This window comes from Fibrobacter sp. UBA4297, assembly GCF_002394865.1.
Lineage (GTDB): Bacteria > Fibrobacterota > Fibrobacteria > Fibrobacterales > Fibrobacteraceae > Fibrobacter.
The window spans coordinates 114,504-130,647 of record NZ_DGUZ01000001.1 but is presented as its reverse complement, the minus strand read 5'-3'; the positions used below and the strand labels follow the sequence as shown (position 1 = coordinate 130,647).

Sequence of the window (16,144 nt, the reverse complement as noted above, 5' to 3'; positions counted from 1 at the left end):
AGGGTGATGCCCTCCCGGAACGGGGTCCGGGATGACAATCGCCGGGCATGACATCGCCCTACGGAGCCGGAGCAGGCGCACTTGCCTTTGCCGGAGCAGTCTCGGCCGGTTTCGGCTTTGCAGCGGCAGCAGCTTCCGACTTCATTTCGACAACAGCCTTTTCAGCTCTGTCGCGCATGTTCTTCAAGCGCTTCAGGCCAGCCTTAGAAGCAGACCTCACCTTCTTTTCGGCATTGGCCTTGAGCTTCACCTTCACTTCGGGCTTGGATTCCGGCTTCACCTCGGACTTTGTCGGAGGCGGCACAGCCGTGCTGTCGTTCAGCAGAGAGTCAGACGGAGCAGCCACGGTGCTATCGCCTTCGGTGTAGTAACCGAACGGGATGAGTTCCACGCGGCGGTTCTTGGCACGGCCTTCGTCCGTTACGTTATCAGCAACAGGCACGCGAGTACCAAAGCCGATTGCACGGAGGCGTTCGCCAGGAATACCCTTCGACTGGAAGTAATCCGTCACAGAGTGAGCACGGTCTTCAGAAAGCTTCTGGTTGTAATCTTCAGTACCCACGATATCCGTATGGCCCTGGACTTCAAGTTTCACTTCCGGAATCTTTTCCAAGAGAGCGATAATGTCGTCCAAAGTCGGGTAACTGGACTTCAAAAGCTTTGCCGAGTCGAATTCGAACTGAATACCCTTCTTGAGGTAGTCCAGGTCTTCCTTGCGGCGCAGCGGGCAGCCACGCTTGTTCACCTGAATTCCCGGGAGCGTATTCGGGCACTTGTCACGGTAATCCGGCACGCCATCCTTATCGGTATCGAGCGGGCAACCGTCAGCATCCACGGCGACACCTTCCGGCGTATCCGGGCACTTGTCCGGCCCATCAAAGACTCCGTCCTTGTCGCTGTCGAGCGGGCAACCAACAGAATCCACAGGCAAGCCCTTCGGCGTTTCAGGGCACTGGTCCTTGTAATCTGGGACCGTGTCTTCGTCCGTATCCAGCGGGCAGCCGACAGAATCTACCTTGACGCCCTTCGGCGTTTCAGGGCACATATCCTTGTAATCCGGGACCGTATCTTCGTCCGTATCCAGCGGGCAACCGACAGAATCCACGGCGACACCCTTCGGCGTTTCCGGGCACTTGTCGAGACCGTCAAAGACCTTGTCTTCGTCAGTATCGATGCCGCAGCCGTCTTCGTCCACGACTATCGGCGGGAACGTTTCCGGACACTTGTCCTTGCGGTTCTTTACGCCATCGTTATCGTCGTCGCCGTCAAAGCCAAACGTCCACGTGAGCTTTGCGATACCGGCAATAAGCGGCTGGGCAACATAGCAGTAGCTAGCCCTGTAACCCGTTTCGCCCTTGAACTTGATCTGGAAATCCTTGCAGTTGTCCATCGCGTCTTTACGGTCATAGCCATCCACAAGGTTTCCGATACCGATATCGATACCCGCAGCAAAGTCAATGTTGAAGAACGGAATCTTCACATTGATACCCGGCGTGAGCACCATCGGGTCGGTAATCGGGCTGAACGGATACGCATCGTTGCCAAAGCGCATTTCGCCACTGAATTCGAGGAACGGCTGGAAATAATCGTTCACGAGCCAGTTCACGCCCGTGCTATACACAAGCGTATTCGAGGCATCGCCAAAGCCGATCATGAGTCCAAGAGAAGAATTCCAGACAAGCGGAACACCCTTCTTGTTGTAATCGACAGAGACAACCCCCGTAAGGCCGAGCATTACGCTGTTTGCCGTGTAGGCATACGTCGGGCCGCCTTCGTTATCGAGGAACCAGGCGTGACGCGGGCGGATACCCACGCCCCTCCAGCCAGTCGGGACCGTCAAATCCACAACGGCGGCAGTTGTCATGTAATCCGGGCCAAACCAGTGCGGCGTGCGGTATTTTGCATAGAACTGCAAGTCACCGAGGCCACCCTTGCCCATGTGAGCGCGGATAGCTTCGCCAGAGTAGTCCTTTGCGTGGTCGTAGTAAATCGGGAGGCTCACGCCGATATCCAAGTCGTCACGGAGGCCAAACGCAAAGTTAAAGTTACCGGCCAAAGCGCCGTCAATGCGGCCCTTTTCCATACGGGCGTCCCACACATCGAGTTCCTGGGTACGACCATGTTGGTCCGTAAACAAGGCGCCACGGGTGTAGCCCCAGTTATCTGTCGCAATTGTACCGCCCGTCCCTAAACGGAAGTGGAAAAATCCAAGCGTATTCGCATCTTGCTGGTGGAGGCCAGTTTTACCCCCCAGGAGGCCAGTCTGAGCAAAGACAGCCGCCTGCGCAAGTGCGAGTATAAGGGTAAGTTTTTTCATGTTCTAGTACAAAAGGGTAAGGTCCCATTCCCTGGAACTTTCGTAATACGTATAAATGCCAAAATCAAATACGCAGAGCCCTTTATGATCCTGACTAAACGCATCGCAATATTCTTCTGCAGTTTCTGCTTTCTTATAACCTTGTTCTGTTTTTACGTAGTATTCCGTTTGTTCGTAATACTTAAGAGTAGACATAGTTATATCTTCACCTTCATGATTGACAAATTCACAGGCGGAACCTGTAGAATGTTTATCGCAATATACTGCCACAGATTGCCACACGGTATCCAAATTGACGAAAGACTCGGTACCGACATGGCAGATTTTCTTGTCGGTTTCCGTTTGACATTCAATACGTCTACCACAGTGAGACATACTAGAAGAACTATACGGATTATCAAGATACCCGCCATATGTCAAATTTTCACCATGAGTTTCGCAGTACTCATCAGAAGTAATCCACTGATACATGGATGATTCATCCTTGTACGCACAGACATAGATTACGCTTTCTTTGGTAACTGTTGCATCTTCGTTATCTCTGTTGCAAATCTTGTCGAGAACAATGTCTGTGGAGGCGTCAACCCACTTACCATAGTCATTTACGACGTCTTTAGCTATAGAGCACTTGAAACTGTGGCTTTCACCATCCTTGAGGGTTTCGCTCTTAATGTCTGCAATGTTTTTAGTATCACCTCTATCGGTATCGCAATAACCAAACTTGGCGTTAAGGTACTCATTTTCATTAATTTTTAGCCAATCTGTGGAGGAAGAACTTGCGGGGATTCCTTCTGCGTTACCATTACTAAGACATTCATAGTATACGTCACCGACTACAGCGGCATCTTTTTTTCGATTTCTCGTGCAAATTCCAAGCGTTGCGTTTTCATCCAAATCGCTTGCTTTAACCCAAGAGTAGTATCCGCTGGAAGGACCTCCAGAAATGTAGTTACACTTGTATTTTTCCCCTCCGTAAACAGCTACTTTGGTTTGATTTTCCATCTTATCTTTATCGCATTTGCCATAGATATCCTCAAAGGTAGGTTCGTGCCAATCATCTCTCTTGGCACTAGCGACAAACGTCTTCGGATTTTCGCCACTCTTTAACGTTACGTTGACTTCAAAGGCGATGCCGTCGGCGTAGCCACTAGCACGCTTGTAATCGCCATAGTTGCAAAGGACATTAATCCATTTCTGTTTTTCGACTTCTGGCATATTCGAGGCAATTTTACTCTGCACGGTTTCTACAGAAACTGGCTCACAGTAGATGTTGACCCAATCGTTACAAGCGTAAATTATATTATCCTTATAACCATTCAAGAGCAAGAGGACGCTGTTTCTTGTGCTTTCGTTGGTAAAATTACCGTAGTACACCCATTCCTTGGCCCCGCTAGCAGTATTGTTTCTCGCATAGGTAGAACCGTGGTAGCTACACTTTTCGTTGAAGGTCGATTCGCCGAGGTCTTCGTCTTCAAGCTTCTGCACTGTAGCCTCGACGCGATCACCCACGCAAAATTCATCAACAGTCGTTTCACGCCATTCATGGGTATGGTTACCGTCGTTGTCTGTATATTCAGAATTTTCTTCACAAACATATTCATAACCGGATCCAGTAACCATTTTTTTATTGACATAGCCATAATGGCAAGCCTTTTCATTATACACGTCTTGCCAATCAGCAGCGATCCATTCGTATTTTTCCTGTTTATCAAGGTAATCGCACTTATAATGTTCGGAACCATTTTCTTCCTTGACTTCGCCCTTTTCCATCGTAGTTTTTGAACATATTCCATATTTCTCATCATGATAATCTTTCTGTCTCCATTTGGAGCCATCGCATACAAAGGTTGTTTTGCTTGTTGTCGTGGCAAGTTCCGCATTCCTGATGTCGAACAGTTTTTCTTTGCCTTCGTTGTCGACATTGCACACACCGAGGTAAAGCTTGGATTCCGGATTGTTGGCCTGTTCTTCTGGAGTCTTGCCACTTGCAGCGCTAGAAGAGGATGCAACAGAGTTCGAAGAGTTCGGAATACCAGGCACAAGATCATCGCAAGTAGAAGAAGCTGATAGATCACATTCGCACTCATACTCTTGAATTTTCCCGTCTACAAACCAGGCGCCCTTATCTCCTTTATTACGGCCCAAGCATACATTTTCAGTATATTGCCAGCCGCAGTTTCCATTGTCGCATACACAAACGGCATTGTCATCAAGACCATCAAAGCTATAGAAGAAGGTCGAATTAACTGCGTTTTCATCGCAATCTTTTTCCGCCGTCGCGGCCCCTGCAGCCCAAATTACAGGATACCAAACTTGTTCGTTTTCGATATATTCAAAGTAACGGAAATATCCCCCTTTGACATCAGACTTATATACCTTGCTGCTATAGCCATCCGGATCATTGAAAACCTTTGCGTCTTCGACTTTAAGCTTATAGGCTTCCACAAATCCATTCTGCAAAATCTTGTAATAGACGGCATCTGAACCGAACCAGCCATCTATCCCGGTTTCATAGGCAACCCGCAAGTTGAATGCGGCGTCGATAAGCAAAGCGAGGTAATCAACAAAGAACATGCTGTGTTCCTTGCCTGCATAAGTCGTATTGACGGCGGTGTTAAAGTTGCCGTTTTCGGCAAAGACATTGCGGAAAGCGTTATAGACCGAGTTAAAACCCGGAGTCTTGTCCTTTTGTTGAATGAGGGCAATCACCCAGGCGATACTGTTGAAGTTTTCGGCCAGACCAATCTGGTCAGGGACAAAGTGTTCGAAAGACGGATATTCTTCGCTGTTTTCCAAATAAAGGGCGTGGGCAAGTTCCTTGTTTGCCTGCTCGTTTGCAACACCAAAACCGTTACCATCGTCAACCAACTTCTTTACGCGGGCAGCCTTGTAGTCGGTCAAGAAGTCGATGACAATCGTATCGGATGCATCGGACAAGTCTGCATAGGCATTGAAAATAACATCCGTTGTAGGCTCCGTTACTAAGCCATGAGGGCCGATTATGCCTATGCCTAGTTTCGCGAATACGCTTGGTGTCAAGCTCAACTTGACGCGGAGTTTTACAATCGGGGTCGTAAGGTTCGTGATGTCGAGATCCCCTTCGAGACGGGCAATCTTGTATTCCACCATTTTTTCGTTGGTTTCTTCGATTGTCACAAAGGATTTATTGGCAGAGGCGAACAAGTCCTGCATAAACACCTTGCCGCTCGGGGCGAACTTTTCGTCAAGGTCCGTCACGGTGAGTTCTGTATTGTCGCCGCCCCTGAGTTCTTTCCAGATTTCTTCGTAGATGTTTCTGGAGCGAGTTTCCTTATTGGCCTGCACCGGGAAACGCACCACCACATGCTTCTTGTACACCTTGGCGAGGTTCTCGTTCACGACTGTGAACGGGATTTCCATCTTGGTCTCGGCGTCGCCGCACTTGATGGTCACGGTGATGATAGCCTTTTCGTCGTTGCGTTCCGTATTGACGATTTCGCATTTTTTGTCTTCAAGTTCAGCACTCAAGCTACTGTAAGCATCGTTGAACTTGCTGTCGATATCTTCGCCGAACTTGTCCGTTGCAGAACTCAAGTTCTTGAGGGCGTCATCGACATCCTTCTGGTTCTTGGCAGAGGCAGAGCTCAAGTTCGCAAGAGCATCGTCAATATCCTTCTGGTTCTTGGCAGAGGCGCTGCTCAACTTGGCGTTGATGTCCTTTTCGCTCTTAGCAGAGGCTGCGCTCAAAGCGTCATTGATAGACTTCTTGATAGCGGCTGTATCGACACTTACGCCATTTGAACCATTCGAACCGTTGGAGCCGTTCTTTCCAGCTTCTCCCTTCAAGGATGCAAGCCATTCCTGTTCGGAGCCCTTGAAACCGTTATCCTTTGCGATTTCATAAGCGGACTTGCCATTCGTACCGCTGGAACCGTTCGCGCCGCTGGAGCCGTCGGAACCATTCTTGCCATTGTAGACAACACCGATTGTATCGTTGCCATCGCAAATAATCGCAATGCCGGACTTGTCCTTGAGTTCCTTGGATTCGCAACGGTACTGGATGGCTTCATGGTCGTTCATGGCGACCCATTCGCCTTCAGAGCACACGTACATCGTAGCCTTGGACTTTACAAAAGCCATAGAGCCTTCGGTCGAATCGCTACAGTCTTCAGGCTTCAGCGAAGAAACCGTAGTAAACTGATTGACATCCTGTGAATATAACAGGTCATCGCCACAACCGGCGAAATAAAGAGCCATTGCAGAAACTGCAAGCCCGAACTTGATGGTTTTCTTGTTCATCTTTTGTTTCCAATTATTTACATTTGGGTAAAAACCTGTACAAATTTAGCTTTTTTTAAATTTATCGTAAAGAGTTTAGGGCATAACCCATTTGGGCTATAGCAAATCCAAAAAGTTTTAGTAACATGGCATTTTTAACCCGATAAAATGATTTTTCGACACATCCCATCATTTTTTGCGTAAAAAACAGGCTTTTTCCCTCCTTTTAAAAAAAACAGTCGATTTTTTAACTAAGCTTTATGTATATTCAAGTCATGGGCATCAACAATGCTCGAAGTTTTTAAAAAAAGGTTAATAATGCTTTCTTATCAAGACGCCTACAAAATTGCAGAATCCGTCCACAAAGGCCAGCAAGACAAAGCCGGTGGCCCATACATCGATTTCCTCCAGAATGTCGCCGACTATCTCAAGAACAAAGGCGAATCCGAAGATGTCCAGGTTCTCGCTATTTTGCAGGATTCCATTACTTCTGCCACTAAAAAGACTCCGGACGACATGATCAAGATGGGCGTACCGGCCGACATGGTGGACCTCATCCAGAAGATGACCTACCACAAGAACCAGGCATGGATTGACGAATACAGCTGCCACCTCATGGAAAAGGGTGTGCCGGCCGAAGACGCTACCTACGACGCCCGCGAAAAGGACTTTGTACGCTTTGTCGAAACGCTCAAGGATAACCCGACAGCCGCCAAGGCCAAGAGCGCCATTTTGAACGTGCTCATGGACGACAAGTACATCCACCGTCAGGAACGCCGCGAACTCAAGACGAAGTTCCGTCTCAAGAAGTACAAGGCTGCCATCCAGGCACTTGGAGTTTAAAAAAATGCCCGCCGCGAGCGGGCTTTTTTTATTGCCACGCCAACACCGATTTACTAATTTTACACCGTAATTTTTTTAGCCCCAACGGGCACAAACCCCTAAAAAGGAACACAACAATGGCAAATAAAGTCTATAACTTTAGCGCAGGACCGTCTGTCCTGCCCGAACAGGCACTCAAGGAAGCATCTGCTGCATGCATCGACTTCGAAAACAGCGGCATCAGTATCCTCTCCATGAGTCACCGTTCAAAGCCGATTGAAAACATGTTCGCCCAGACGGAAGACTACCTCCGTGAATTGATGGGCATCCCGGAAGACTACGACATCGTGTTCCTCGGTGGTGGTTGCTCACTTTTGTTCTGCATGCTCCCAATGAACTTCCTCGACCAGAACGCTACGGCCGACTACGCTTTGACTGGCGTTTGGGCAAACAAGGCTTACAAGGAAGCTAAGCAGTTCGGTAACGCTCTCGCCGCTTGCGACACCAAGTCTGAAACTTACAGCCGCATCGACAAGAACTTGAAGCTCAGCGACAACGCAACTTACCTCCACGTGACCGCAAACAACACGATTTACGGTACGGAATGGCACAACTTCCCGAAGCCGAAGTCCGGCTTCCTCATGGCAGACGTGAGCTCCGACTTCCTCGCCCGTAAGATCAACGTGTCCGACTTCGGCGTTGTGTACGGCGGCGCCCAGAAGAATATCAGCTGCGCTGGCGTGACCGTGACGATCATCAAGAAGGGCCTCCTCGGCAAGGTGAACCGCACCATCCCGACGATGCTCAACTTCCAGACCCACATCGATGCAAAGAACATGTTCAACACACCTCCGGTCTTTGCCGTGTACGTGATGAACCGCACCCTCAAGTGGCTCAAGGAATTCGGTGGTGTTGAAGCTATCGAAAAGGTGAACCGTTCCAAGGCAGCCCTCCTCTACAGCGCACTCGACAACTCCAAGGTGTTCGTCGGTACAGCTGCTAAGGAAGACCGTTCCATCATGAACGTTCCGTTCGTGTTCAACAAGGACGTCGTTGCAGCTGACAAGGCTGACGATCTCGCCAAGGAATTCCTCGAATTCGCTAAGGCTCGTGGCCTCCAGCAGCTCAAGGGTCACCGTTCTGTCGGCGGCTTCCGCGCTTCTATCTACAACGCTATGCCGGTCGAAGGCGTGCAGGCTCTCGTGGATTGCCTCGGCGACTTCGAAAAGAAAGTTCTTGGGTAATTAATTAACCGCGCAACGCATTTGAGAAAGCCTCGGCCTAGTGCCGGGGCTTTTTCGTTTAAGGGAGATGCCCGATCATCCCCGTCATCCCCGTCAAGCGAGGACAGGCGCGAGGACAGGCGCGAGGACAGGCGTCGGGCATGACAATGGGAGTATAAAAGAAGAACCTCCTCATGGAGTATGAGGAGGTCCTATTTTTTGTGTTAGGAGTACGCCATTACGGCGCCTTGGAGGAGGATTTCGTGGCACGTATGTCCCCGTGCCGGGTATTTCACAAGGTCCAACAACCAAAACACGACCTTGTAAAACCACCGAGATAAGTTTAGAACCTTCTTTTTGTTCTCAAAATTACTAACCCACACACACCCAAAGGCTTTCACTTTCTCGTTTTTACATAAGTAAAGATACTCTTTTAAATTGCGAATGTCAATAGAAAAAAGCAATTTTTAATATATTTTTGCAAAACACCACATTTTCAAACATACTCAAGATGTTCTCAAATTTTTAGCGAAGTTTTCAAAAGTACAAAAATAGAGAAAAAGACCAATAAAATTCTGTTTTTGACTAGAAAAGGAGATTCCCGCTCAAGGCGGGAATGACAAGGAGCCGAGCGATGCAGAAACATGCTTGCACGTTTCTATATCCGAGGCGAACAAGTCAAGCCACGAAGTGGAATGACAAATCAAAAAAAGTCCGCACAAAGGCGGACATTACAAACACAAAAGAGCGCTCAGCGACAACTTCTTAATTGTCAGCGGGCTTCTTAGCAAATTTATTCGTAATATCAGGGACGATGTCCATGATTTTCGACACGAGCGAGCTATCCTTGGTAATCGGCATGATGCGCACGTCATCGCCCTTGATGACGAGAAACGCGACCGGGTCGACCGAAGCGCCACCGCCAGATGCAGATGTATCGCCCTTGTTCTGGTGACCGCCAAAGCCAAAGCCTACGGACACGCGGCTTACAGGCACAACGGTTGTTTCGCCCGCCTGGATAGGTTCACCGATGACAGTTTCCGCCTTCGTGATGAAGCGGAGCTTTTCCAAAAGAGTTTCTGCAAGTTTTTCAATAGCCATGGCTCTAATATAGATTATAGACGAGAGACGAGAGACGAAAGACGAAAGAAATACATAAAAAAGAGGCTAGTGGTTAGTTTTTCATAATCGCGGCAAAGCCGCCAAACTAGTCCTATCTACTGCATACTGTCTACTGTCTACTGCGGCTAAAGCCGCTAATACCTCGCACCGTAAATGCGGTCACTCGCTGTAAAAAACTTGCGTTCCAAGTCAGTCCAATCAAGGTAACCCCACACGGCCACGACTCGCCCACCCGGGAGTCTCGTTGCCATGCCGTTCACGCCCTCGCCCGCATTAAAGTAAAGCGTCGAGGTTTCGCGGTAAATGCCTTTGGGCTGTACAATGCTCAGCTGGCGGCCCCAGGCGATAAAGTCGTTCTCTTCGACAAGATCCCAACTGCGGGCGACATTCCACTGCAGGTCGGCATCCCTGTAGCTCTGGGCGAGCACAGGGAAATAAGCCTTAACGCCAATGAAATATTTTGTCTGTATCGAAGTATGCCCCGGTTCGCGATGTTCAAACGGAAGACTCAGGAATTCCTGCGGGAACCCGCCATGTCGAGCGTTCGGGAACTGGTGGACATAAGTTTCAAGATCGCTGCGTTCGTAACGGCGGAAGCTATCGTGCTTAAAGATGAAGATTCGCGCGGCAGAGCGAATACTTTGTTCAAGAAACGAGCCACGCAAAATCGGAACAATCCCCTGAAAGCGCCCACTGTTCATGTAATAGTCAAGCGCATAGACGTCGCTCTTGAATTCAAGAATCGTCACATCCAAAGTGTCGCCGAGCATCACGGGGTAGCGTAAATCGATGCGTCGCACAAGAGCCTTGATATCGTCGTTCGGATTTTCATCGATACGAATTTCGTCCATCGGCCACACGTCATTGTAGCACACTAGCGTGTAATCGACAATTTCTTCGACCTTCTGTTCGCATGCACACAGCATGAATGCAACGAAACAAGCTCCCGCACAAACAAACTTAGGCAACACCGAAAAGAAACGATTCATACACATAAAATTTAGCATACATCAATCTCGTTTGCGGACTTCGGCGTAATTACAATACTCATAAAGCGGACACTTCGCGCAATGCGATGTCAGCTCGCGGCAAATAAAGCCCTCGCTCCCATTTTCCAGAAAGAACTGGAGCGAATGCGCCGCAAAATACGGGTTCTCCGGAGCAAGCGCCATAAAATATTCATTCGCGAGTTTTTGTTTTTGAGCGGGTTCCAGTTCCGCAAAGCTAGATTCCTTCGCAGGCCCAAGCATCGCAAGGAACCGTCGAGCGCCCATCGTGAGCGGCAAGTGCGGCATTCTAGAACTGTCGCGGCACGTAAGTCCAAGGCCAAGCGGCTTAGGCGCAAGCATGCGATAAATCGCAGCACACGCTTTAGGGCGCGGATTCGAGCGTCCCATGAAATAGATTTCGCCCAAGTCTTGCCACATTTCTTCGGGAGTTTGCTCACGCACCCACGCCACAAGGTCCGGGTGATGGCGCACAAAAAGCCCAACGCTCCAAAAAATTCCGGAGACATGTTCAAAGACCGTCCAGTTGCGACTATTGAACGTCTGCTCAACAACATCTTCGATTTCGCCACCTTTCGGCACGGGGAGCGACCAAAGCTTATCACCCGGGAAACGCTCGTACAGTTTCACGAGAAGGCGTAAAATATCGGGATAAGAACGATCCTGGAATAAGACCGTTCCAAGCAACGTCCACGCAATCTGTTCATTCGCCGTGGGCATTTTTTGAGCAACATAAACTATGGGGTCAGCGCACTTGAAAAGGAGCGCTACAAAGGCTTTCGAAGCCTTGAATAGCGCTGGTTCATCGTGAATGAAACGCTTTACCGAGACCAACTAGAGAGCCTCGCCCACCTTCACCGCCTGTCCAAGACGGGACTTGAACAAGTCCGGATGGCGTTCGCGAATTTTCTTGTCGACCACGAGAATCACGGTACTGCCCATTTCAAAGCGGCCAAGTTCATCGCCACGGTCAAAAGAGAACTGCCGATTCGGGATCCAGTCCAAGCGCTTTTTGTCGCGCGGGAGCTTGCCTGCGTTCGTCAAGATGGAATCGTTATACACGACGCCAATGCGGCCAACGTTTGTCGCACCGACCTTGACCACGAGCACTTCGGAACCGTCCGCCAAGCGGAGTTCACTCGTCAAGCGTTCATTGATACTGAAAAGACCTTCGACACGTTCAACACTACCTGGGTTAACCGGCCAAAGCGTACCCGGGCAATAGCTCGAAAGCACGAGGTCGCCCTTGACGGGGCTGTGGATGCGGTGGTAGTTAAACGGAGCCAAGTAAATCGTCGCAAAAGCGCCGCCCTTGAAACGTTCTGCAAGTTTTTCACTACGCAAAAGGCTCTTGAGCGTGTAAGTTTTGCCCTTCGCCTGGATCAAATTTTGGTCATCGCCATCGAACGTTCCCGTCTGCGAAAGCACGCCATCGACCGGGCTTACGATTTCGGCACCGTCGGCAACCGGTCGCATACCCGGTTTGAGCTTGCGGATAAAAAGTTCACCAATGTTCTTGTAATGGCTGAGCGGGTATTCCGATTCAGACATGTCGAGTTTGTAATAGCTAGCAAAGGCGTTGCGAGCGAACTTGCTCAAAAACGGGATGCGCAAACGCGTAAAGGCACCGAAAATGCGGCTTGCGGCATTTTTCGGCAAAAGCTTCATAAAAACGTAGAAAGGAGTGTTCATGTTTTTAAAGTTAGTAATTAGTCTTTAGTCAATGGTCAGTAGTTCTTTACAATCGCGCCGAAGGCGCCAAAAATTAATCTAACGACTAAGAACTAGTAACTAAATCAATGGTTTTCGAAATGCGCGACGTCGGTATTGAGCAGTTTCCAGAGTCTAGCGGCAAACGGTGTTGCCCATTCCTTTTCGGGCGCCACGCGGGTCGTCGTTGCGGCAGTGAACTTAGAGTAAGTGAGGGCGACAAGTTCACCGTAGCGGGCATCCCACATGCTCCACACGATTTGCCATTTGAAGCCGCCTTTTTTGCCCAAATCCGGATCCATCTCCACATTCAGCACAAGCGGAATTGTCAAATAACGCAGTTCATAGCGGCTAGCAATTCCGTTCAACAAGTCCTTTAGCTTAAATGGCAATTGGCGTGCAATCGTCTGTTCCACGCCATCGCGCTCTTCCCACGGAGTCACGTCATCCAGGCGTTTGCCTTCCACGAATTTTTCAGCTAGAATCTTTGCAGACAAAGAATCAACATAAGCGGAATCCGCATCCGGCACGCGCATGCCGACAATCATCAAATCGCGTTGCATTTTCGGGAACGCTTTTGCAAACAAAGAATCTTCGACGCGTGCAAGGTCAAAGTCTAAAGCATCGGCACTGAAGCTGTGGCACATTTTGCATTCTTCGGGACGGGTCGCCGTCACCTTGAGCGCAGGGAAAACGCCCACAACGGCATTAGAATCGATACGGCTAAATGCGACCTGGTTCCATTCGCGGTAGAACTTTTCGTCCGTGATTTTCAGCACGATATCGCCTTGCGTGCCGCATTCCGTGCAAGGAGCGTCAGCCATGTCGCCACCTTCGGGAGCACTATCGCGCGACCCCGCACAAGAGACGAATAGCGTTGATGCGAACAATAAAGCCATGAACGACAAATGATTCTTTTTCATAAAGAACTCCAAGCAAAGGAGATTCCCGGCTGATCCGGGAATGACAAAAGCAATAAGACTCGTGCTATTCTAGCATTATAGTAAATGGGCCGTCGTTGACGAGGCTCACTTGCATATCGGCACCGAATTTTCCGGTTTCGACAATGGCAACTTCTTTTTTGCACTGTCCGATGATGTACTCGTACAGTTCATTGGCTAGCGTCGGGTTGCCAGCACCATTGAATGTCGGGCGATTGCCCTTGTTGCAATTGGCATACAACGTAAACTGTGAAACAAGCAGAAGCGAACCGCCCACGTCCTTAATGGAGAGGTTCGTCTTTCCGTTTTCATCGGCAAAGATGCGAAGCGCAAGCATTTTCTTGATGAAGCGGTCGGCGATTTCGCGGGTATCGCCCTCGCCTACGCCAATCAGCACAAGGAATCCCTTGTTATCAATTTTACCGACAGTTTGACCTTCAATATCGACTTGAGCCTTAGTGACTCGTTGGATGAGAAATTTCATAATGATTGTTTTCCAAGAGGGGGTGCCCGCTTTCGCGGGCATGACAAAAATAATAGTTCAGGATGGCAAGATGAACGATGTTTCAAAAAAATTTTGAATGGCAGCGGAGTCATTCGTGATGGTTAGCGCGAGGCGCAAGAGGACGGCGGCTTTGGCTGGGGGTAAATCGTAAGCGGCAATCGTTCCCGACACAAGGAGCTGTTCCGGGACAATGCGACCACGATTGATTCGCGTCGAAACCACGATGGGGATATTCTTTTCTGCAACAGCATCAGCAATCGCGTCTGCCCATTCACGAGAAAATTCTCCAGCGCCAGCACCTGCAATGACAAGCCCTGCCGAACGTTCTATCGCAAAGCGCACAAGTTCAGCATCGGCATCTGCGTTAAAGTAGAGCACAGAAACGTGCGGCAATTCGTGCACATTCGAGATGTCGAATGCTTTTACGAGAGGGTGGCGCCCGCTTCCTGCGACTTTGCTCAGGACAGACTCTGGTGGGCATGACAATTCAGCAAAAGCATCCAAATCATTCGCGTGAATTTTTTGCACCGAGCGAGCGTTCATTAATTTACCTGCAAAGGCTACGTAAACACCTGCGGGATTTTTTTCATTTACGAGAAGGGGATGCCCGCCGCCTACGATTTCGCTCAAGACAGACTCTGGCGGGCTTGACAATGTTGAATCCGGCGATTTTCGCACACTAAGCTCACACAAGTCTACAGCGCTTTTCACGGCAAAGAGGATGTTTGCGGGGCCGTCAGGTTCTGCAGCGGTAGCGGGGCGCATCGAACCAGTCAAAATCACGGGTTTCGCGGCTTTTTCAACGACACTCGAGCAGTCCTCACTCTTACCCGCGACTTTCGAAGCAGAACCTCCCAACGTGAGACTCAAGAAGAAAGCCGTTTCTTCCATCGTATCGGTCCCGTGCATCATCACGATACCGTCGACATCTTCGCGCTGCAAGAGTTCCTGAATCCGGCGAGCCAAAGCAATCCAAAGTTCAGAAGTGATATCATCCGAATTGATATTGCAAACTTGCTCCACGCAAATATTCGCCACATTCCTCAATTCTGGAATTGCATCAATCAGCGTTTGCGCCTTGATTGAGCCCGACTTGTACCCAATATCCTTACCTTGCTCGCCCGCGCCGGCAATCGTCCCGCCGGTCGCAAGAATCACGACATTTTTCATTTTACAGACTCCAACAAATCCAGGGCGGTCAATCCATAATGCTTTTTCAACGCACCATCTGTACCAAGTTCGCGCAAATCCTGCAAGCAGATGGCAAACTTGCGGAAAGCCTCCGGACCGTCGCCATCACGCTTCAAAAGTTCCTCGACCATACGCCTCGAATACCAATAAAGTTTCTTTGCCTTTTCTGTATTCGGCTCGTTCACAAAAGGTTCCGTGAGAGATTTAAGATTCGGAATTACACCAAGCGGCTTTACCTCATCGTTATGCGAGCCATCGACAACCTGCGCGATTCCCTCGTTCATCCACAGCGGTACCTGCGCACGCGTCATAGCACGTACAAATGAATGCGTCAGTTCATGGAACAGCACCGGGCGATAAACTTCACGGTACGCCATCAGGTTCACAGGCACACGTAACTTGCCGTCAAACACAGCCGCCACCCAGTCCGGGCGAGGCCCCACGCCCTGATATTCCTTTTCCTGATACAGCACAAGGCTCATCTTGTTTTCGGGCAAGAAATCGAACAAGTTACTAATCGAATCGTACGCCACTTCCAAAACGGCAAGTGCTTCCATCACATCTTTCTTGGATGGGCTTCCGTCAAATTCCAATCTGAAATGCATCGACTTCTCGACGCCGAGATTTTCCATTTCCTGTTCCAGACGTTTCGCCTTCTCTGCGAAATAATCTAGTTTTTCACTTTTAAAATCCAACGACTCGATATAGTTCAAGCATTCCCTATAGCGTTCCTGCTCCAGTAAAAGCCCCGCCAAATGCATCCGCAAATTCGTATCGTTCGGTTCCGTTTTCAAAAGCGCACGGACATTGCGTTCGGCGCATTTCCAGTCGCCAGCCGCAAGGCATTCATTCGTTTCCTTGATAGTCGCTTCGTGTTTTTCAAATTTCGTTTTTTCCTTACTGTAGGTGATAAAAGCAAATGCCAAAACAACGCAGACTATAAGGCCAACAGCCCATGTACCCGATTGAGACCTATTTCCACTTTTAGCCATAAGTAGTGTACCAAAATATTTTTTTATAATTCTAGTAAAATTTCAACACCGCACACC

Annotated in this window: 12 protein-coding genes; 2 read left to right on the top strand and 10 right to left on the bottom strand. The window is 49.3% G+C overall.

The window, feature by feature from the left end:
• Window positions 1–58 precede the first annotated feature (58 nt).
• Both B3A20_RS00555 and B3A20_RS00550 read right to left on the bottom strand, forming a co-directional pair.
• Entirely contained in the window at window positions 59–2,317 is a 2,259-nt protein-coding gene (locus tag B3A20_RS00555) for an OmpA family protein (protein ID WP_290760720.1), read from the bottom strand.
• 3 nt (window positions 2,318–2,320) lie between these two features.
• Window positions 2,321–6,595, bottom strand: a complete 4,275-nt coding sequence (locus B3A20_RS00550; protein ID WP_290760719.1) for a hypothetical protein — start codon at window positions 6,593–6,595, stop codon at window positions 2,321–2,323.
• Window positions 6,596–6,892: 297 nt separating this feature from the next.
• Between B3A20_RS00550 and B3A20_RS00545 the strand changes: the two genes are divergently transcribed.
• Both B3A20_RS00545 and serC read left to right on the top strand, forming a co-directional pair.
• Window positions 6,893–7,417: a hypothetical protein gene (locus B3A20_RS00545; protein WP_290760717.1), complete on the top strand. Its 525-nt coding sequence runs from the start codon at window positions 6,893–6,895 to the stop codon at window positions 7,415–7,417.
• Between the two features lie 116 nt (window positions 7,418–7,533).
• Window positions 7,534–8,640 carry a 3-phosphoserine/phosphohydroxythreonine transaminase gene (gene serC / locus B3A20_RS00540; RefSeq protein ID WP_290760715.1) on the top strand — a complete coding sequence of 369 codons (1,107 nt, stop codon included), beginning with the start codon at window positions 7,534–7,536 and terminating at the stop codon, window positions 8,638–8,640.
• Between the two features lie 744 nt (window positions 8,641–9,384).
• Here serC and B3A20_RS00535 read toward each other — a convergent pair.
• From B3A20_RS00535 to B3A20_RS00500, 8 genes are all read right to left on the bottom strand, one after another.
• A complete protein-coding gene (locus B3A20_RS00535) occupies window positions 9,385–9,720 on the bottom strand; it encodes a GerW family sporulation protein (RefSeq protein WP_014545361.1) in 336 nt (111 codons plus the stop codon).
• Window positions 9,721–9,875: 155 nt separating this feature from the next.
• A complete protein-coding gene (locus tag B3A20_RS00530) occupies window positions 9,876–10,730 on the bottom strand; it encodes a hypothetical protein (protein ID WP_290760711.1) in 855 nt (284 codons plus the stop codon).
• 21 nt (window positions 10,731–10,751) lie between these two features.
• Window positions 10,752–11,468 carry a hypothetical protein gene (locus B3A20_RS00525; RefSeq protein ID WP_290760710.1) on the bottom strand — a complete coding sequence of 239 codons (717 nt, stop codon included), beginning with the start codon at window positions 11,466–11,468 and terminating at the stop codon, window positions 10,752–10,754.
• Between the two features lie 114 nt (window positions 11,469–11,582).
• Window positions 11,583–12,440, bottom strand: coding sequence for an archaetidylserine decarboxylase (asd, locus tag B3A20_RS00520; RefSeq protein WP_290760708.1), 858 nt, complete (start codon window positions 12,438–12,440; stop codon window positions 11,583–11,585).
• Between the two features lie 104 nt (window positions 12,441–12,544).
• On the bottom strand, window positions 12,545–13,381 hold the full coding sequence (locus B3A20_RS00515) for a hypothetical protein (RefSeq protein WP_290760706.1): 837 nt from the start codon (window positions 13,379–13,381) through the stop codon (window positions 12,545–12,547).
• A 64-nt stretch (window positions 13,382–13,445) separates the two neighbouring features.
• On the bottom strand, window positions 13,446–13,883 hold the full coding sequence (gene dtd / locus B3A20_RS00510) for a D-aminoacyl-tRNA deacylase (protein WP_290760704.1): 438 nt from the start codon (window positions 13,881–13,883) through the stop codon (window positions 13,446–13,448).
• Window positions 13,884–13,940: 57 nt separating this feature from the next.
• Window positions 13,941–15,074 (bottom strand): asparaginase, encoded by a 1,134-nt coding sequence (locus B3A20_RS00505; protein ID WP_290760703.1) that lies wholly within the window; start codon window positions 15,072–15,074, stop codon window positions 13,941–13,943.
• Window positions 15,071–16,087, bottom strand: coding sequence for a tetratricopeptide repeat protein (locus B3A20_RS00500; RefSeq protein ID WP_290760701.1), 1,017 nt, complete (start codon window positions 16,085–16,087; stop codon window positions 15,071–15,073). Before B3A20_RS00500 ends, B3A20_RS00505 begins: the two co-directional genes overlap by 4 nt.
• Between the last annotated feature and the right edge of the window lie 57 nt (window positions 16,088–16,144).